This is a genomic window from Algoriphagus ratkowskyi, assembly GCF_002150505.1.
GTDB classification, from domain to species: Bacteria; Bacteroidota; Bacteroidia; order Cytophagales; family Cyclobacteriaceae; genus Algoriphagus; species Algoriphagus ratkowskyi.
In genome coordinates this window covers 114,233-132,562 of sequence record NZ_MSSV01000003.1, presented here as the reverse complement: position 1 = coordinate 132,562, position 18,330 = coordinate 114,233, and the positions used below count along the sequence as shown (strand labels likewise).

Below are 18,330 nucleotides of genomic sequence, written 5' to 3'. Positions count from 1 at the left end.
GCATATTTAAAAATGATAGTGTTTCAGATTTGGTCTAAACTATTTTTAAGTCTGCCATTATTATTTTTATGTTAGATAATATCTTAATTAACCCATAACTCTTAGGCGGGCTTTTCGCGGAGCGCCCATTTCATCAATGGCCCACTTGTCATAGAGGTGACTAATGCCATTACTACGAGTGCGACAAAAAGTTTTTCATCTATCAATCCATACTCCAAGGCTATTATGCCAAGGATGATTTCCATAGCTCCTCTTGCATTCATACCAAAGCCCACAGCTAACGCATCTCTGAAGGTATAGCCAGAACGATAAGCTCCAAATCCACTTCCTACTATTTTGCCAGTAAAAGAGATAACCAGAATTGCCAAGATCAGCAAAATGTCAAAATTAGCGGCGAAATTAATTTTTAGTCCAATAGAAACAAAAAACAGTGGTGCAAAGATGTTGTTGATAAATTGGTGAATGATTTCCTTGGCTTTTTCTGACATGTGATCTGAATCTCCAAGTGCTACTCCAAAAATAAAGGCCCCAAAAATGGCGTGGATTCCGAGCCACTCAGTGAATGCTGCTGCTATAAAACAAAAGGCCATGGAGAGTGATAATATGCCTCCAGGCCATGCTAAATTTTTGTTTATCCAAGGTAAAATGCGATCAATAAGTGCCTTTCCTAGGGTCAACATGAATGCTGTGAAAAGTAAGGTAATTCCTATGGTGCTGAAAAGGGATAAGTTGGAACTTTGTCCCATGAAAGAAAGAATTACTGAGAAGATAAGCCAGCCGATGATGTCATTTACCATGGCTCCTGCCACTATCACCATTCCCATTTTCGTCTTGAACAAGTTCATGTCCATTAAGATCCTGACGACGACGGGGAGTGCGGTGATGGACATGGCTGTGCCCAAAAAGAGTGAAAATAGCAACCTATCTCCATCTCCCAATCCAAAGAAGTCGAAAAAGAAATAGGGGAAAATAAATCCTAATATAAATGGAACTACAAGTCCCAAGAGGCTGATTACTACGGCAGATTTTCCTTGTGACCAAACTAAATGAAGTTCTACTTCCAGCCCTGCTACAAAGAGCAGGAGAATTACTGCCATTTGTACTATTCCATCCAATGCCAAATTAGAGGATGGATTGCTCCTGAATAAAAATTCAAAAACTTCAGGTCCGAAGGATCCCAAAATGGTGGGTCCCAGTACGATACCAGCGATTATTTCGCCAACTACCGAAGGTTGATTGAGTTTTTGAGCGATTTCTGCAAAAACCCGTGCAGCCAGCAACATACTCGCAAGCTGCAGAAGCAGATTGATTACGTCTTTGTGTGCTAAACTTTCCATCGGTTATTTGATAATTAATAGATTGCAAGGAAGTTCTGATAAAACATCCTCGAGGTCATGGGGAAAGAGCCTGTCGATAAAAGTATAGCCACGCTCATCACCCAGAATCAATAAATCTGCTTTAAAAGCCTCGCAATACCGAACCAATTCAACCGCCCATTTTCCAGCAGTAATTTTGATATTTATTTTTAAGCCTGTTTTGTCTAAATCCTTAAGAATATCTTGGACATAGACGATTTCGTCCTGAATCAATTTACGACGTGTATTAGACACTTCATCTTCAGATCCTTTTGAAGCTGTAGCCATCCGAAAAGCATACAACTTGATTTCGTTTAAAATATGGACTTGCGATACATTCTCAATCTGGCAGAATTTCAATGCTTTTGAGATAACCTTCGGAGTGATCTCCATCTGAGTGCCGTTGACAACTACTTTGGAAAACCTCTCTGCTTCTACTCTAGGATCGATCAAAGTCAGAATAGAGCATTTGGATTTTCGGATTAATTTTCTGCCTACTGAGCCCAGGTAATAAGTGAGGATGCCCTCACGTTTGAGAGCGCCTATAATTAGAAGATCTGCCTTTTCTTCGGCACATGCTTCTAGAATCATATGTACCGGCTTACCTTCTTTCCAGATTAATTTAGTGTTTAGAATATCCAAACCTGTTTTTATTATAATCTCTTCGAGCTGGGTTTCTAGCTCATCGGTTTTTTTACCGATATGAATTAAGATCAACTCGGAGCCAAAAAGCTCGACAAGTCGCTTAGTTTCAGAAATAAGAGCTTCTATCGTAGGAGAGAAAGCAATGGCAAGAGCTACTTTTTTATACATTATAAATACGCTAAGGCCTTTAAATAAGCGAATTTTCCGCAGCTGCACAATAGTAGTTATACGACCCCATTCATCCCGAGCAAAATCCATTCAAGAGTTATTTCAGCTTCCAGAAAAATGAAAAGGGATTTTGTCACTAAATTTTGGTAAAATTCAGATGTCGATCATTTTGTAGAATCGGCATATCAGGAGTGAATAACCCAATAGCTTTATAAAATCGAGACTGCCTAAGGCAGACAGGCATGAGGAAGTGCATTGCGCCGAATGATGTTAATCGATCTAATTAGATTTTTCCCAATAACTAAGATTGTTATCAGGAAGATGGAATTTAAAAACAAAATATAACATGAAAAAAACATTACTCAGTTGGTTGCTGATCGGTGGTATGGGACTTTCAGGAGCTGCGTTTGCGCAGTCAGATTATAGTACTCTCAGCCAACTCAATCAACGTTTGCAGCGCGTGGCTGCCAATTCTTCAGCTACACTTACCTCACTTACCAAAACTGAAGGAGGCAAAGATATCTGGGTGCTGAAAGTAGGCACTGGCCAGATGGATCAAAAACCAGCTATTGCCGTTGTCGGTGGAGCTGAAGGTTTCGATGTATTAAGCGTGGAGCTTGCAGTTCAGTTTGCTGAAAAGCTAGTTTCAGATAATGCAGCAGCATTAGAGGCTACAACATTCTACATTTTCCCAAACATGTCCCCGGATGCATACGAGCAGTATCACGCTTCCCTGAAATATGAGCGAAGAGGAAACGCTGTAGTAGTGGATCATGATAGAGACGGTACGCCAGGAGGCAGTGGCTATTCGGATCTGAATGGAGATGGAATGATTACGATGATGCGGGTAGAAGATTCAATGGGCGATTATTTAATCTCAAAAGAAGATGATCGTGTGCTCGTAAAAGCAGATAAATCCAAGGGTGAATCAGGCATGTACTCTCTATATAAAGAGTCAAAGGATGACAATAAAGACGGAAAATTTGCCGGAGACTTGAAAGAAGGTATTGCCTTCAACAAGTCATTGACTTATAAATTCCCTGTTTTTGAGCCGCTGGCAGGTGATATGCCGGTAACACAAAAGGAAACTAGGGCAATGTTAGATTACTTATTTGACCAGTGGAATATTTTTGCTTTTGTGACTTTTTCCCCTGCAAATAACTTGTCATCACCGCTGAAGTACAATGCAGGAAATGCTAAAAAGAGAATTGTGACCTCGATTCTTGAAAAAGATCTAGCCATTAATGTACTGGTGTCTGACATGTACAAAGAGACCGTAAAGCAGAAAGCTTTTCAGCAAGATAATCAGGGAACTGATGGTGATTTCTTTCAGTGGGCATATTTCCACTTTGGAAGATTGAGCTTCGGTACGCCTGGATATTGGACTCCTGAGTTCAAGGATTCTACAGGAAAAGCAAAGTCAAACGCTGAAGCTAATTACTTAGCTTGGGCGGATTCACTGGGTAAGTCTGATGTTTTTATTCCTTGGACAGCAATTCAGCATCCAGATTTCCCAGGAAAAAAAGTCGAGGTGGGTGGAATCAAGCCTTTTGCCATGACTACCCCCACTTTTGATAAAGTCGAAGAAATCGCTGATCAGCATACAGACTTTATCTTGAAGCTGGCTGAGATGCAACCAAAACTCGAGATTCATAATGTGAAAACTGAGTCGCTTGGTAACGGGTTGACCCGAGTGACAATGGATCTTTTTAATAATTCAGCTCTCCCTACCCATTCAGAAATGGGTGCGAATTCCCGTTGGCTACGCAAAATCAGAATCGATATGAGTGCAGATGCGGATAAAATCGTCGCTGGAAATAAAATCGAGTTGAAGGACTCATTGGGAGCTTACGAGAAGGCCAGTTTTAGCTGGATAGTCCGTGGTGCTGGAAATGTAACGGTGAAAGCCGGGGCTTCGCATGTCGGATTCACAACTACAACTGTTAAACTCTAAGCCATGAAAATGATGAAATTTAGCATTGAGACGAGCTTGACACAAAGAATAATTTTTGCCATTCGAGATTCCATATGGCCATTTGAAGAAAATTATAAACATATGAAAACAACGAATATAATTCTTGCATTGGCTGTAAGTGTACTTAGCCTAGTGAGTTATAAAGCCGATGCTCAGGAGAAGTTCTTCCGTGCTGTAGGCACTCCACACAATCCTAAAGTAGCTATCGCTTTCAATAGATATTATACATATGAAGGTTTGGTGGATAATATGAAAAAAATTGCGGCAGCACATCCTGGCCTAGTCAAACTCGAATCAATTGGCAAATCCTATGAAGGACGCGACATGTGGACTATGACGATTACGGATTTTTCTACTGGAAAGGACACGGAAAAGCCAGGTATGTGGATCGATGGAAATATTCACTCTAACGAAATACAAGGAGGAGAATTCTCTCTATACGGAGCTTGGTACTTGACTGAGATGTTTGCTGATAATGAGTTTATCAAGCAGCTGTTGAAGGATAAGGTATTTTACATTACTCCAACCATCAATCCTGATGCAAGAAATAACTTTTTCTTAGAACCAAATACCGCGAATTCACCTCGATCTGGAATGATGATTCTAGATAGTGACGGTGATGGAGTAGCTGGAGAAGATGGAATGGATGATCTCGATGGAGATGGTAATATCACGATGATGATCAGAAAGTCACCAACAGGTCGCTTCATCAAAGATCCTCAGGATCCGCGTAAACTTATCATGGTAGGTTCTGATAAAATGGGTGAGTATGAAATGCTTGGCCAAGAAGGTACAGACGGCGATGGCGATGGACGTGTGAATGACGATGGCATTGGATATTATGATCCGAACAGAGATTGGGGATGGAACTGGCAGCCAGATTATATCCAAGGTGGTGCTTTGAGGTATCCTTTCACACTTCCTGAGAACCGTTCTATTATGGAGTTTGTGATGAAGCATCCTAACATTGCTGGAGCTCAGAGTTTCCACAATTCAGGAGGAATGATCCTTCGTGGACCAGGTGCTGAAGAAGATATAAGTACTTACAACAGGGAGGACATTAGAATCTATGATGCAATTGCAACCAAAGGTGCGGAGATGATTCCTGGGTACAGATATTTGACTGTTTACAAAGATTTATATTCTGTATTTGGTGGAGAATTAGATTGGTTTTATGGTGTACGTGGCATATTTACTTATACCAATGAACTGATGGTTCCTTACCTGTATTTCCACAAAGAATCTCAAGGTCGTGGTCAAGATGAACTGTTCAAAGTGGATGAGTTATTAACAATGGGAGATGCCTTTGTGAACTGGAGTGAATTTGACCACCCACAGTTTGGAACTGTTGAAATTGGTGGCTTTAAGAAGAACGTCGGTCGTGCTCATCCTGGCTTCTTGCTGGAGCAAGATGCACATAGAAATATTGCGTTCACGATCTATCATGCGTATCATACACCAAAGCTATCTGTGCTGGACGTGAAGGAAGAAGATCTTGGTGGAGGTTTGAAAGCTATCACAGCCACGATTTATAACGAGCGCTTGATGCCAACTCACGCAAGTCAGGATCTAAAATACAATATTGAAAGACCTGACTACGTCAGCATCACTGGTGCAAAAGTAGTCGCAGGGTTTGTTGTAGATGATGAAGACTTCAATAAGGTAACTGAGCAAAAAAACAACCCGGAGAAAATGCATGTAGCTAACATACCAGGAATGACTGGAGTGAAAGTGAAGTGGATTGTGTCTTCAGGATCTAACTATTCCATCAATGTGGATTCTGCCAAGGGCGGAAAGGCGAGCTGGAAGAAAGAGAAATAAATTAAGCTGGAAGACCGAAGTCATTTCAGAGCTTGACCTATCTGATTTTGGTTAAGTTACCTCGGAATCATTAATGTAAATAACCTATAGAAAAAAGCGGAGCAGAGATGCTCCGCTTTTTTTGATTAAATTCTATTTACCGTAAGTCGCAGAATACTTATTAAGCTAGCACAATACTTATTCGATCTATTCGAGAATGTTGCTGGCTTTTTCTTTGTATTCATAGGGCTGATAGATTCTGTACTTGGGTATGAAACCTGTCTGGAATTCATTAAAACTCTAAAAAAATCCGGAAATCATGGCAAAAAACCACGGACCACATATCAAAAACGACGCTCAATACGAAGCGCTTTTAAATAAAGGAATGAGTAAATCGAAAGCTGCACGTATCGCCAATACACCCGATTCGGGGAAAAAAGGAGGCAAAGCGGAAGCCTATGATAAACGTACCAAACAAGAAGTTTATGATCAGGCAAAAAAAGTAGGAATCGAAGGGAGATCCAAAATGACGAAAAAAGAACTGATAGACGCACTCCGAAACTCTTAAACTAAAATTATGAAAAAGCCAACTGAATTTGAAGATCAAAGTCAGAGCCTGCCGGGATCTGAATCGAAAATGAAGCCTGAACCTGAAGTGATTCGAAGCGATTACAAAGGCAGCGAAAAACTCAAAGGAAAAGTAGCACTCATTACTGGAGGAGACAGTGGGATTGGGAGAAGTGTTGCGGTACACTTTGCCAGAGAGGGTGCCGATGTCGCTATTGTGTATCTCAGCGAAGACAAGGATGCAAAAGACACTAAAAAAATGATTGAAAAGGAAGGTCAGCGTTGCTTACTGATTAAAGGAAATCTTCAGAAAAAAGAATTTTGTGAGAGCATAGTCTCTAAAACTGTAAGCGAGTTTGGACAGCTAAACATTCTGGTTAACAATGCCGCAGAGCAACATTCAAAGGATTCTATTGAAGAAATCACAGCGGAGCAACTAGAAAAAACCTTTCAAACCAATATTTTCTCTTTTTTCTACACGTCTCAAGCCGCTCTACCGCATTTGAGTGAAGGAGATTCAATAATTAATACCAGCTCAGTTACTTCGTATCGTGGAAGCGAGCACTTGATTGATTATGCAAGTACAAAAGGTGCAATTGTAGCTTTTACCCGATCACTCGCTAAAAATCTGGCTCCAAAAAAAATCAGAGTAAATGGTGTAGCTCCCGGTCCGATCTGGACTCCACTTATACCAGCTACCTTTGATGATGTCACAGATTTTGGACAGGACACTGCATTGGGCAGAGCAGGGCAGCCGAGTGAGGTAGCTCCTGCCTATGTTTATCTGGCTAGCAAAGACGCTAGCTATATAGTTGGACAGTTCATTCATGTCAATGGAGGAGAAATCATAGGCTCCTAAAAATCAAAAGCCCCGCCTGATTTCTCAAGCGGGGCTCATACATAGAACGTTGGTTTAGCTTAAAGGCTAGTCACGTATCCTTCAAATCCTGATGCAGTTTTCACTTTAAAGCTGATGCCTGCTTCGCTTAGGTTGCTAAGTGTGTAGATTTTGTGAAGTCCCTGTGGGTTATCGATTTTCTCCGTGTGGATCAATTTGTCTCCATCGTAGATCATCACTTCTACTTCTTTAGATTGTAGGTTGCTTACAAGCAATCTGTACTGATCGTCTCCCATTTGAATTACTCTAGAGAATACAGCTGGAGATTCTGCTACAAAATTGTTGAAAGACTCGGTTTTTAATACGCCTGAACCGTCGGTTACTTCAATAGAATAGCTTCCTTGAGGAAGAGCCTTAAGATCGTATTTCTTCGCGAAGGCTTCGTCTTTAGTGATTCTGTCTCTCAAGACTAGACGATCATCTGAATCTGTGATTTTTACGATCACAGTACCATTTGGTGCTTCATTAAATGATACCGCTACTTTAGTCTTTTCAGTTTGTCTGATTTGAACAGTCGTTCCTTCAGATTTGGCAAAGGCTCCTGCAGCGATCCCCGCTACGAAAAGCAATGTGAATAATTTTTTCATTTTAATAATTGGTTTGAATAGGTTCTAATTTTATGTAACCGCCAGACGGCTGATCCGTCTCTAGGTGGGGTATTTTGGGTTACATTATCCATCGGGGTAACCGATTGGACTGTTACTATAATTCAAAGGTACGACTGGAAAATTCAATTACAAATACTTCAATAAAAAAAGATTATTGTTAATGATTTCATAATGTATCAATGGAATAATTATGAATTTAATAAAATGTTTCCGCAATCGATAGCGAAAGTCATTGTATTGGGGGTTTTAGCCGATTTAAAGAATATTTATCTGTCATATTAAAAATTACAGAATAAACTAATCAAGAAGTAAGCTTATGTCGTACCATTTCCGATGTAAATTTTGTGAAAAAAACTTTTAAAATAATTTTAATTCGTGAATTTAAAAGAAGAAAATCATACCAGATTTAATGAATTCTATAATTTACCTGAGTAATTTATAGCTAAAATAACCCTAAGATTTTAAAATTTACAAAAAATGTAGGTTTAGAGATAATATTCTAAACCTACTCTTGATATTTTTACGAAATATGGAAATGCGCCATTATATACTTTATAACTGAAATTAGTTTTTGTCCTTATAGTTTACTGCTTTTGCTACCAATTTTTGATCAAAAGCTCCTTTGAGTTCCACCACCATCAGGTCACCTTCGTCACCACCAACAAGTACCACTAAATCGGAAATAGTATTTCCTCCTTTAGAGTAGATAATCACTCCACCTTTACCTTCGGAAGCTTCCATCAGAAGTTCATACCTTTCTTTTTCCAAGCCTTTTTGTAGCGCTTTGTATTCTTGACGCGCATCGTCTGCATGATCCGGGAGAGTAAAGAAATTCAACTTCTCGATAGACTTAGCTACTGTAGCCATGTCGTTTTTATCGATATCGATTTTGAAGCCTTGTGCAAAATTCATAAAATTTCCTCCAAGCTCTAAATGGAAGAAGTCATCTGCGCTTTTGTATTTTTCGAACAGAGCTTTGACGCTTTTACTCTGTGCCTGAACGGACATCACCGCTCCAATTAGGGCTAGGCTTAGAATTAACTTTTTCATGTGATTACTATATAGTATGGTTAGTTTAAATGATTTTCGAAACCTAGCTTGATGACCTACAGTTTACTTGATACTTATTTTACGCCCTTTGGGCCTTTGCTCCCTTTACCGTACAAGTCCATGCCTGGAATATTAGTCTTCTCGGCAAGTAGATTTAAGTCTTCGTAAGTGAAATTCCCGAGCATAGATAAAAGTGTGAAATCACCGTCTTCACCAGAGATCATCATAAGTTCTTTCACCAAGTTATCTTCTTCACGTACCATAAACTTCAGGCTGCTTCCCTTGTCTTCCACGATCATCAGGTCCTCATACTTATTTTTAGAAAGTGTTGCCATTGCCTCTTTGTAAAATGTCAGGCCGTTGACCTCATCCGAGGAGAGAATTCGAATTCCCTTCACTTTCTGAATCAATACTCCTAAGTCCTTCGCATCCTTATCTGTGCCTGCATTACTTTTCAGAAAGCCTCCTGCCATCTGCATCATCTTAGGGCTGATATAAACTCTTGAGAAACGGTCATCATCCATGTACTTGGAGAAAAATCGCTGAATGGCGTCATCTTGAGCTTGTGCCTTTAGTATAAAGGCAAATAGCAATAGTGGGATTAGTATGAATTTTTTCATGTCTTTATTTTGTTATGGCCTTGCCAAATAATTGGTTGGTTGTATTCAAATATCTCAACTCGCTCATTACATTCATTTCCTCTTGGCCTCTAGAGAGGTTTGTTTGGATAAGCGCAAATGCCTGCATCACTTCCATATAAGCCTGCTCCTCAGCTTGCTTTTGTTCATAAACAGTCCAGCCCCATGCAGTCCCCATCAGTATCGCTACTGAAGCAGCCCAGCTTATCCAAGTTCTTGGTTTGATCGGGATTATTTTGACAGGTGTTTTAAGATTTGGCTCTTCGGAAGAAAGATCTTTCAGGCCTAGAAACATTTCCTTTTCCTGTTGGTATCCTTCTTCAGTCAGAAGTAGCTCTTTCAGTTCCTGCTCCTCTGCTAGGCTGCTCCCAGCAGCCCAATACTTATCGAGTAATTCCTCTATTCGTTGATTCATTTGCTTGGATCTTGGTTGAGCATCCGCTCGCGAATGCTTTTTCTGGCGCGGTGGAGATTAACTTTCACTTGCTCCAGACTTATGTTAAGATGCTCGGTAATTTCCTCATAACTCAATCCTTCCACTTCTCTGAGATGAAAGATTTCTTGCTGTCGTAAAGGCAAACCTTTTAAAAGAAGCATAACTCTTCTGACGGAGTCTTTGAGATCTTCAGAAATAGGCTCTTCCATTTTCAATTCTTCCAGTCCTTCCAGTGAGTCCAATTTCTTGGTTTGACGAAAGTGCATTAAAGCTTCGTTTTTCAGACTTGTTACCAGCCAACCAGCAAGGTTTGGGTGATTTCGAAGTTCATCTTCCCGTTCGAAAGATTTCTCAAACACATTCTGAAGCATATCCTCTACAAGAGATCGATCCCTTACCCAGAGGTAACCTAGCCGGTAGAGCCTGCCTCTTTGCGGCCAGATATGTACTTCAAAAAATGACTTCATTCAATACGGTAATGCATGAGTATGGGGAATGTTACAGTTGCTTCAAAAAAAAGTAAAGCTTTTTACACGTAATTGAAAATACGGGAGCGAAAGGGGCTTTGCAAATTATGCTTTTGTCTCTGATGACTTACTAGACTAAATTGCTTCTAAATTAGAGACAGAAATAGTATGCATGCCTACTATTTCCTAATTTGCTATAGCCTAATAGAAAAAATGATACACTATATTAGAACCAGACAGTTGAATAAATGATGAATTGGGTAATTGAAAAGGGGATTAGTAAGGAAATGGATCAATCGAATTTCATGCGTAGATATCGAGCTGCACACGGTGCGAAAATCTCTGTGCCCTCTGCAGTAAAAAATAACGTCATAAAAAAAAGCCCTGAATTGCTTCAGGGCTTGTGGTGATAAATGGACTCGAACCATCGACTCACGGATTTTCAGTCCGATGCTCTACCAACTGAGCTATATCACCTTGTTTGTAAAGTGATGCAAAGGTAGATATTTCAGTTTTTGATGCAAGTCATTTTAGAAAAAAATATAGATTAAAACTCAATAAACACGCTAATAAAGTCACTATGAGCTTTTTACTTCAACTTATATTTTTGATCATTTTAGGAGCAGCTAGCTTTTTTCTGATCAAACGAGTCAAATTCCTTCGAAGGAACATCTTTTTGGGGAAACCTGAAATCAGAAATGATCAACCTGACAAAAGATGGAAGACTATGCTTTTGGTAGCTTTCGGGCAACAGAAGATGTTCAAGCGATTTATCCCAGCTTTCCTCCACTTGTTCGTTTACGTCGGCTTTTTGGTGATCAACCTTGAAGTATTGGAGTTCGTCTTAGATGGGGTTTTGGGGACACATCGTTTATTCGCGCCGTATTTAGGGGGTGTTTATGTAGCTGCGATGAACTTCTTCGAATTTCTAGCAGTAATGGTACTTGTTTCCTGTGTCATCTTCTTGATTCGGAGGAATGTGGTCAAAGTTCCTAGGTTCACTAAGCCAGAGATGAAGGGTTGGCCGGCTATGGATGGTAATTTGATTCTTGTAATTGAGATTGTCTTGATGATGGCAATTTTGAAGATGAATGCTGCAGATCAGATTTTGGCGTCAAGAGGAGTAGAGCATTACCTAGTAGTTGGCAACCTGTTTTTCAGTGGGCTGCTTCATCCTATCTTCGAAAATATGAGTACTGAATTTTTGATTTTTGTGGAGCGGGCCGCTTGGTGGTTTCACATAGTAGGGATTTTAGCATTCGCTATTTATGTTACTTATTCGAAGCATCTACATATTTTCTTAGCTTTCCCGAATACGTGGTATTCTAACTTGAAGCCTAAGGGAGAGATGGAAAATATGCCTGCAGTGACCAATGAAGTGAATATGATGCTTGGCCTCCCCACTGATACACCCACTGATCCACCTGCGGAAATTGGGAGATTTGGAGCCAAAGATGTCAATGATCTGAGTTGGATCAATGTGATGAATGCCTATTCCTGTACAGAATGTGGGAGATGTACTTCTGAATGTCCAGCAAATTTGACTGGTAAGAAGCTTTCGCCACGTAAGATAATGATGGATGTGCGTGATCGTGCGGAGGAAGTAGGGAAAAGTTTAGATTCCGGCGGGAAAGGATTTGAGGATGGAAAATCACTTTTGGGAGATTACATCACCAAAGAAGAATTGAATGCTTGCACGAGTTGCAATGCCTGCGTGGAAGCTTGTCCTATAAACATCGATCCTCTAGCTATCATTTTAGATATGCGCCGCTACGTGGCCATGGAGGAGTCCGGTACGCCAGCACAGTGGAATGTGATGTTTCAAAATATGGAAACCAGCTTTTCCCCATGGAAATTCAGTCCTCAGGATCGTTTCAACTGGGCAGAGAAAGTGAAAGATGAGGAAATGAAATGATTTTAGATATCAGATTTCGGATTTCCGATTTCTGGTAAAATCAAACGATGCTTGCTAATAGGGCTCTCGTTTGAAAATTAATTAATTGCCAAAAGAATCAGAGGTCCAAGGTTATGAATCAACTTAAACCCTGAAGTGGTTCGCATAAATCCAATATCAAAAATCGTAAATCCAAATTATGTCCACATATAAAGTACCAACAATGGCCGAAATGGCCGGAAAAGGTGAAAGTCCAGAAGTGTTATTCTGGGTTGGTTGCGCCGGATCATTTGACGATAGATACAAAACTGTAACAGAAGCTTTTGTGAAAATATTAAATAAAGTAGGCGTGAGTTTCGCTGTCCTTGGGCCAGAGGAAGCTTGTACGGGAGATCCTGCAAGGCGTGCTGGAAATGAATTCCTTTTCCAGATGCAAGCCGTAGCAAATATTCAGGTAATGAATGGCTACAATATCAAAAAAGTAGTCACTGCTTGTCCACACTGTTTTAATACCATCAAAAATGAATACCCTGCTTTGGGAGGAAACTATGAGGTGATTCATCACTCACAGTTTCTTCAGCAACTTATCAATGAGGGAAAAGTAGCACTTAAAGGTGGTGGGGAATTCAAAGGTAAGAAGATAACCTTTCACGATTCCTGCTACTTAGGGCGAGGAAACAATGTGTATGAAGCGCCTAGAGACGTCATTAGGGCGTTAGATGTAGAGTTGGTAGAGATGAAGCGCTGCAAGACCAAAGGGCTGTGTTGCGGAGCTGGAGGAGCGCAAATGTTCAAAGAACCAGAGCCTGGAAAGAAGGATATTAATGTAGAGCGTACTGAGGAAGCTTTGGCTACTGGTGCGAGCACAATAGCTGTAGGTTGTCCATTCTGTCTTACCATGATGACAGACGGCGTGAAGAGCAAGGATAAAGAAGCTGAAGTGAAAGTATACGACTTGGCAGAAATGATCGCCAAGGACATGGGAATCTGATTTAATGATTATCCGATTTCATACTAATAAAGAGTCGATATAGCGTCTCATGAATTGAATAAATAACAGATTGAGGCTGCTTCGATCTTTCGCTTCGCGATATCATTCTTGGAGAACGTGTTTTTGGCAAGAAAACATCAGCTAAATTAAACTCGTTAGCTTTCGAAGTCAACATTATCAAACTAGAAGGAATTGCGGATAACCATATAGGTTCATTGAATCAATTAGCCCCTTCTTGCCGTTAGGTAGAAAGGGTTTTTCTTTACCAAAGTAAAAGCAATACTATGTACGTTCCATTTGAAAATATATCAGAAGATTCACGGGTTTGGGTTTACCAGGCAGCACGTCAATTATCTGCAAGAGAAAAAGACTTAATCAGCTCCAAACTGTCAGTATTCTGCGATGGCTGGAACACGCACGGCAACAGAATGCCTACTTCATTTCAGATTTTGGATGATCAAATCCTAGTTTTGGCAGTAGATGAGTCTGGCTTGGGGGCAAGCGGATGTTCTATCGATAGTTCCGTCAGGACTTTACGTCAGCTAGAGGAAGAGCTTGGCACCAATATTACTGATCAGGGCAAGGTGACATTTAAATCCAATTCGGGTGAAATCTCCGTAGCTTCTGCTCTGGGGATCAAGTCAAAAGTCACTTCTGGTGAGATAGACTCGCAAACACTCGTGATCAACTCGCAGGTAAAAAGCAAAAAAGACTTAGAAAGCGTATGGGTTTTGGCGGGGAATAGCTGGCTGAACCGATACTTTCCAAATTAATTTAGTATTATTCAGAATAGATCATCAATTACCATTCAGATGAAATCGAACATAACTCAAGCGACATACTCTGGAAGCAATATTAACCTTGTAAGTTTCTCCCGAAGCCAATTCTGGACAGGCTATGTGACCTATAAAAAGAAAATAATAAACTCATGAAAAACCATTTTTTTTGGATTTGTCTTTTACTCCTGGTTGGAGTGAGCTCATGCAAAAGCCTTCAGGAAAAAGGTAAGGACCAGTTTCTTTCTGGCCAGTACCAATATGCCATCAATACTTTTTCTCAGATTTTGGCAGACGATCCTGAAAACAAAGAGGCTAATCAGGTTATTGCGGAGAGTTATAGACTATCCAATCGAATAGAAGATGCTGGGCCGTACTATCAAAAGTTGACTGATGAAGACCCTACTTTTGAAAGCTATTATCGTCTAGGATTGAGCTTAAAGGCACAAGATAAAGTTGATGAGGCAAAAGAAGCCTTCGAAAAAGCTAAGGGTTACACACAGGATGAAAACTTTTTGGCAGAAACGCAGCGTCAGCTAGAGGCAATCAAATTAGGTCAAGGGATACAGAATTATTGGCCCTATCACGAGTTGATCAATTACAAAGATTTGAATACCTCTGGTCCCGATTATGCTCCAGTAGTTAGCGAAGATTTTATCTATTTCACCTCAGGTCGGCAGGCAAGTGGTCTTTACCCTGCTAATGGTTCGCCTTATACCAAGATCTTTCGTGCAAGAGCAGATGGACTTAAAGTTGACGTGGCAGGAGCTCAGCCTCTTCCTGAATATAAAAATGAAGAAGGGTTAAATCAGGCTGCAATTGCAGTTAGCCCAGACGGAAATACAATTATCTACGCTAGAGGAAACTCTACTTCGGATAAAGATCTTCCGGAAACAGCACTTTTTGTTTCTTATTTCCGTGGAGGTGGATTTACGCAGCCGATCTGGATGCCACTAAATGAAGACGAAACCTGGTGGAATTCCACCCCAGCTTTCTCGGAAGATGGTTCTGAATTGTATTTTGCCTCCAATAGACCAGGTGGTTTTGGAGGGATAGATCTTTACAAAGCAACCAAACTTGCAAACAGTGATTTTGGAAACCCAGTTAATTTGGGTCCAAATATAAATACTCCAGGCAACGAGCTTTTTCCAAGACCGATGAGTGATGGTAAATTCTTCTTTTCCTCCGATGGTCATCCTGGCTATGGAAAATTGGATCTTTTCGTAGCAGAAAAAGATGCTTCTGGTGCACAGGTTATCAAAAACTTAGGAGAAAATTTCAACAGCTTGAATGATGATTTTTCACTTTTCTTTACGGTGTATCCTAAAGCTGGATTTATCTCTTCCAATCGAGAAGGTGGAGTAGGAGATGATGATATTTATTTCTTTGAAGACAAGACACCAAAACCAAAAATCATCAATGTTTTATTGAACGTTTATGCCAAACAACGAGTGGCAGGAGGGGAGGATGCGGTGCTAGAGCAAGCGAGAGTAGTGTTGTATGATAGTCTCAGCAAGCAAGCTGGCGGAGATTTCTCCAATACGAATGGTCGTGTGAGATTTACTTTGACACCGGATGCGGACTTTACGATCATCGCTAGTAAGAGTGGCTACTTCTCCAAGTCGATTCCTTATTCTACTAAAGGAAAGACTCCTGATATCTCAACATTGATACAAGATGTGACCAATATAACGCTCGACACTACGATAGTTTTGGATCAGCTGGTTTTGGATCGTTCTATTGTGTTGGAAAATATTTATTACGATTTGGATAAAGCTGATATCAGAGTTGACGCCGCAGTGGAGCTGAATAAATTGGTTCAGATCCTGAAGGACAATCCAGCGATCAGAATTGAATTAAGTTCACATACCGATGATAGATCTTCTGATGATTACAATCAGGCGCTATCGCAACGAAGAGCACAGTCAGCGGTAGATTATATGGTTTCCCAAGGGATAGCTGCAGATAGGTTGGTAGCCAAAGGGTATGGAGAAAGTCAGCAAATCATCAAAAATGCAAAGACGGAAGAAGAACATCAAACCAACAGAAGAACTGAGTTTAAAGTGATAGAGATAAAAGAGTAGCAGAAATGCTTGCTTAAATAGTAAAAGAGCCTGATCGAAGTAATTTGATCAGGCTCTTTTACTTTAACAGTTCCTTTGTTCAATTGGCCGAGTTTGTCGAGGTGCTTATAGAATAGTATAAAATATAGCTTTCAAACTTACACTATAAAAAGATTTTATCCAGACCCCGATTTTTACGTAACGCTTTTTACTTTTTACCACTTACCAAATTTCACTTTTTACTTAACCTTCTCCACAATATCTCTCACAATCATCCCAGCATGGACGACGCTATTTTCGATGAAAAATTCCCGTGTATTGAGTCCGCCACAAACTACGCCTGCTAAATAAACTCCAGGCACGTTGGTTTCGTGGCTTTTTTCATCGTATTCAGGTTGGCACTTTTCGTCTTCGCTTAGCTTTACGCCCAACTGTTTAAGTAAGCTGAAATTAGGTTTGTAACCCGTCATGGCGAGTACAAAGTCATTATCTATAGTAATATCTCCATCAGGAGTGGTAATTAATACTTCATGTGCATGGATTTCCTTCAGCTTAGATTTAGTGAAAGCTTTGATTGATCCTTCATTAATCCTGTTGACGATATCTGGACGAACCCAGTATTTTACTGCTTGATCTACTTCGTCTTCTAGCAAAACCATACTTACTTCAGCGCCTTTTCTCCAACACTCAAGAGCTGCATCCACCGCTGAGTTTGCGCCGCCTACGACCACGATTTTCTGATTGATAAATGGCCAGGGCTCTTTATAGTAATGTTTCACTTTTGGTAACTCTTCTCCAGGAATATTCATCAGGTTTGGCAAATCATAAAAGCCCGTTGCCATTACGATATTCTTTGCCTGATAATTTCCTTTGGAGGTTTTGATGTGGAACAACTCATCACTTTTCTCCAGAGTCTGAACGGCTTCATACAGTTTGACATTCAAATCGAAGTGCGAGAAAATCCTTCGATAATATTCCAATGCCTCCGTACGGTTTGGCTTGTTTCCAATTGACATAAAAGGAATATTTGCCATCTCCAGCCTGTCTGAGGTAGAGAAAAAAGTCATGTTGATAGGATAGTTGAAAATAGAATTGGTAAGAGCGCCTTTTTCGACAATCACATAGTCCAATTCAGCTTTTTTTGCTTCTATGCCACAAGCTAGGCCGATTGGGCCAGCTCCAACGATGAGCAGGTCATATACTTTAGTAGACATTTGGTCTTAGGTTTTATCGAGTTGAAATTGAAAATCCAAGTCAAAATAGTTCTTTGGTTTCCATTGGAAACTGCGCTGTTTGAGTTGAACCAGCCCAGATGTATGCTGAATAACAGCGGCTGCCGAAACCGTTCCGTACTTCTCCGGCATACGAATTAATTGGGGGGAAAGAGAAGTTTCCATTTCCAAAGGAACTCCAGTTTTAGGAAGCAATTCTTCCGGAAATGTTTCTCTGGACTTTAAAATAGTGATAAGATCATTAGTGGAAATCTTTTTATCCATCAATTCCCGGAGCTGTTGTTTTGCTAACTCTACTTTAGGCCAAGGATCATCCAGCAGAGCATTACTTAGGCCGTAAATGCCCGGCTTTACTTCTTGTATTTCTGAAGCGTTATTACTCAGATAAAATAGCTTTTCTCCATCACTTACTAGCAAGTTAAATCCATCGTATTGATCTAGTGATTTTTGGATCTCATGAAGGTATTCTTGTGGTGATAATTGACTTTCCAACCAATTCTGAACAAGTTTCCCCCTGCTGATTTGAGCATTTTTTGGATTGCTGAAATCTCGATAATTAGTCAAAAGAGACCAACGACCGTTAGGATGAAATCCCATCCAGGTTCCACCACTTCTCAGGTCTTTCCCCCCATAGAATCCACCTCGCCACAAATGCATAGCTTGGCTGGGCCTGTTAAAATACTCATCGCGGTTTGCTGAAATTAATAAATGGTAATCTGGGTGAGATTTCCAGGAAAAAGCTACTAGACACATGGCTAAAAATAGAG

The 18,330-nt window shown here is 40.3% G+C and carries 17 protein-coding genes and 1 tRNA gene; 8 read left to right on the top strand and 10 right to left on the bottom strand.

All coding sequences use genetic code 11. The annotated features are described in order from the left end of the window. Positions 1-101: 101 nt before the first annotated feature. On the bottom strand, positions 102-1,337 hold the full coding sequence (locus tag BVH02_RS04095; protein WP_086499254.1) for a cation:proton antiporter: 1,236 nt from the start codon (positions 1,335-1,337) through the stop codon (positions 102-104). 3 nt (positions 1,338-1,340) lie between these two features. After that, the gene (locus tag BVH02_RS04090; RefSeq protein WP_317045412.1) at positions 1,341-2,258 is read right to left on the bottom strand and encodes a universal stress protein; all 918 of its coding nucleotides are present in this window, start codon (positions 2,256-2,258) and stop codon (positions 1,341-1,343) included. A gap of 256 nt (positions 2,259-2,514) precedes the next feature. Between BVH02_RS04090 and BVH02_RS04085 the strand changes: the two genes are divergently transcribed. From BVH02_RS04085 to BVH02_RS04070, 4 genes are all read left to right on the top strand, one after another. Further along, positions 2,515-4,122: a M14 family metallopeptidase gene (locus tag BVH02_RS04085; RefSeq protein ID WP_086499252.1), complete on the top strand. Its 1,608-nt coding sequence runs from the start codon at positions 2,515-2,517 to the stop codon at positions 4,120-4,122. 102 nt (positions 4,123-4,224) lie between these two features. Then, entirely contained in the window at positions 4,225-5,964 is a 1,740-nt protein-coding gene (locus tag BVH02_RS04080) for a M14 family metallopeptidase (RefSeq protein ID WP_086499887.1), read from the top strand. Positions 5,965-6,262: 298 nt separating this feature from the next. Beyond that, the gene (locus tag BVH02_RS04075) at positions 6,263-6,511 is read left to right on the top strand and encodes a DUF7218 family protein (RefSeq protein WP_086499250.1); all 249 of its coding nucleotides are present in this window, start codon (positions 6,263-6,265) and stop codon (positions 6,509-6,511) included. Positions 6,512-6,520: 9 nt separating this feature from the next. Then, entirely contained in the window at positions 6,521-7,369 is an 849-nt protein-coding gene (locus BVH02_RS04070; RefSeq protein ID WP_086499248.1) for an SDR family oxidoreductase, read from the top strand. 59 nt (positions 7,370-7,428) lie between these two features. Here BVH02_RS04070 and BVH02_RS04065 read toward each other — a convergent pair whose 3' ends face one another. From BVH02_RS04065 to BVH02_RS04040, 6 genes are all read right to left on the bottom strand, one after another. Then, positions 7,429-7,995 carry a hypothetical protein gene (locus tag BVH02_RS04065; RefSeq protein ID WP_086499244.1) on the bottom strand — a complete coding sequence of 189 codons (567 nt, stop codon included), beginning with the start codon at positions 7,993-7,995 and terminating at the stop codon, positions 7,429-7,431. Positions 7,996-8,580: 585 nt separating this feature from the next. Beyond that, a complete protein-coding gene (locus BVH02_RS04060) occupies positions 8,581-9,066 on the bottom strand; it encodes a DUF4252 domain-containing protein (RefSeq protein ID WP_086499242.1) in 486 nt (161 codons plus the stop codon). 74 nt (positions 9,067-9,140) lie between these two features. Continuing rightward, a complete protein-coding gene (locus tag BVH02_RS04055; protein ID WP_086499238.1) occupies positions 9,141-9,686 on the bottom strand; it encodes a DUF4252 domain-containing protein in 546 nt (181 codons plus the stop codon). A gap of 4 nt (positions 9,687-9,690) precedes the next feature. Beyond that, positions 9,691-10,119: a hypothetical protein gene (locus BVH02_RS04050; RefSeq protein ID WP_086499235.1), complete on the bottom strand. Its 429-nt coding sequence runs from the start codon at positions 10,117-10,119 to the stop codon at positions 9,691-9,693. Further along, complete coding sequence (locus BVH02_RS04045) at positions 10,116-10,607, bottom strand: RNA polymerase sigma factor (RefSeq protein ID WP_086499228.1); 492 nt, start codon at positions 10,605-10,607, stop codon at positions 10,116-10,118. The genes BVH02_RS04050 and BVH02_RS04045 overlap by 4 nt, the downstream gene beginning before the upstream one ends. Before the next feature lie 404 nt (positions 10,608-11,011). Beyond that, positions 11,012-11,084 (bottom strand) — tRNA-Phe (locus BVH02_RS04040). A 103-nt stretch (positions 11,085-11,187) separates the two neighbouring features. Between BVH02_RS04040 and BVH02_RS04035 the strand changes: the two genes are divergently transcribed. The 4 genes from BVH02_RS04035 (at position 11,188) to BVH02_RS04020 (ending at position 16,352) form a co-directional block, all read left to right on the top strand. Further along, complete coding sequence (locus BVH02_RS04035) at positions 11,188-12,522, top strand: 4Fe-4S dicluster domain-containing protein (RefSeq protein ID WP_086499226.1); 1,335 nt, start codon at positions 11,188-11,190, stop codon at positions 12,520-12,522. A 178-nt stretch (positions 12,523-12,700) separates the two neighbouring features. Further along, the gene (locus BVH02_RS04030; RefSeq protein WP_086499224.1) at positions 12,701-13,492 is read left to right on the top strand and encodes a (Fe-S)-binding protein; all 792 of its coding nucleotides are present in this window, start codon (positions 12,701-12,703) and stop codon (positions 13,490-13,492) included. 284 nt (positions 13,493-13,776) lie between these two features. Beyond that, positions 13,777-14,265, top strand: a complete 489-nt coding sequence (locus BVH02_RS04025) for a hypothetical protein (protein WP_086499222.1) — start codon at positions 13,777-13,779, stop codon at positions 14,263-14,265. A 155-nt stretch (positions 14,266-14,420) separates the two neighbouring features. After that, entirely contained in the window at positions 14,421-16,352 is a 1,932-nt protein-coding gene (locus BVH02_RS04020; RefSeq protein ID WP_086499220.1) for an OmpA family protein, read from the top strand. A gap of 218 nt (positions 16,353-16,570) precedes the next feature. On the opposite strand, the gene BVH02_RS04015 is transcribed toward BVH02_RS04020, so the two are convergent. Together BVH02_RS04015 and BVH02_RS04010 are read right to left on the bottom strand one after the other, a co-directional pair. Further along, positions 16,571-17,545: a YpdA family putative bacillithiol disulfide reductase gene (locus BVH02_RS04015; RefSeq protein ID WP_086499218.1), complete on the bottom strand. Its 975-nt coding sequence runs from the start codon at positions 17,543-17,545 to the stop codon at positions 16,571-16,573. 6 nt (positions 17,546-17,551) lie between these two features. Next, positions 17,552-18,316 carry an NRDE family protein gene (locus BVH02_RS04010; protein ID WP_086499216.1) on the bottom strand — a complete coding sequence of 255 codons (765 nt, stop codon included), beginning with the start codon at positions 18,314-18,316 and terminating at the stop codon, positions 17,552-17,554. Positions 18,317-18,330 lie beyond the last annotated feature (14 nt).

Excerpts from the sequence above, each read along its gene's own strand:
- BVH02_RS04035 (WP_086499226.1), top strand. The coding sequence starts at position 11,188 with ATGAGCTTTTTACTTCAACTTATATTTTTGATCATTTTAGGAGCAGCT.
- BVH02_RS04085 (WP_086499252.1), top strand. The coding sequence starts at position 2,515 with ATGAAAAAAACATTACTCAGTTGGTTGCTGATCGGTGGTATGGGACTT.
- BVH02_RS04050 (WP_086499235.1), bottom strand. The coding sequence starts at position 10,119 with ATGAATCAACGAATAGAGGAATTACTCGATAAGTATTGGGCTGCTGGG.
- BVH02_RS04025 (WP_086499222.1), top strand. The coding sequence starts at position 13,777 with ATGTACGTTCCATTTGAAAATATATCAGAAGATTCACGGGTTTGGGTT.
- BVH02_RS04070 (WP_086499248.1), top strand. The coding sequence starts at position 6,521 with ATGAAAAAGCCAACTGAATTTGAAGATCAAAGTCAGAGCCTGCCGGGA.
- BVH02_RS04090 (WP_317045412.1), bottom strand. The coding sequence starts at position 2,258 with ATGGATTTTGCTCGGGATGAATGGGGTCGTATAACTACTATTGTGCAG.
- BVH02_RS04055 (WP_086499238.1), bottom strand. The coding sequence starts at position 9,686 with ATGAAAAAATTCATACTAATCCCACTATTGCTATTTGCCTTTATACTA.
- BVH02_RS04065 (WP_086499244.1), bottom strand. The coding sequence starts at position 7,995 with ATGAAAAAATTATTCACATTGCTTTTCGTAGCGGGGATCGCTGCAGGA.
- BVH02_RS04095 (WP_086499254.1), bottom strand. The coding sequence starts at position 1,337 with ATGGAAAGTTTAGCACACAAAGACGTAATCAATCTGCTTCTGCAGCTT.
- BVH02_RS04045 (WP_086499228.1), bottom strand. The coding sequence starts at position 10,607 with ATGAAGTCATTTTTTGAAGTACATATCTGGCCGCAAAGAGGCAGGCTC.
- BVH02_RS04060 (WP_086499242.1), bottom strand. The coding sequence starts at position 9,066 with ATGAAAAAGTTAATTCTAAGCCTAGCCCTAATTGGAGCGGTGATGTCC.
- BVH02_RS04080 (WP_086499887.1), top strand. The coding sequence starts at position 4,225 with ATGAAAACAACGAATATAATTCTTGCATTGGCTGTAAGTGTACTTAGC.
- BVH02_RS04075 (WP_086499250.1), top strand. The coding sequence starts at position 6,263 with ATGGCAAAAAACCACGGACCACATATCAAAAACGACGCTCAATACGAA.
- BVH02_RS04030 (WP_086499224.1), top strand. The coding sequence starts at position 12,701 with ATGTCCACATATAAAGTACCAACAATGGCCGAAATGGCCGGAAAAGGT.
- BVH02_RS04010 (WP_086499216.1), bottom strand. The coding sequence starts at position 18,316 with ATGTGTCTAGTAGCTTTTTCCTGGAAATCTCACCCAGATTACCATTTA.
- BVH02_RS04015 (WP_086499218.1), bottom strand. The coding sequence starts at position 17,545 with ATGTCTACTAAAGTATATGACCTGCTCATCGTTGGAGCTGGCCCAATC.
- BVH02_RS04020 (WP_086499220.1), top strand. The coding sequence starts at position 14,421 with ATGAAAAACCATTTTTTTTGGATTTGTCTTTTACTCCTGGTTGGAGTG.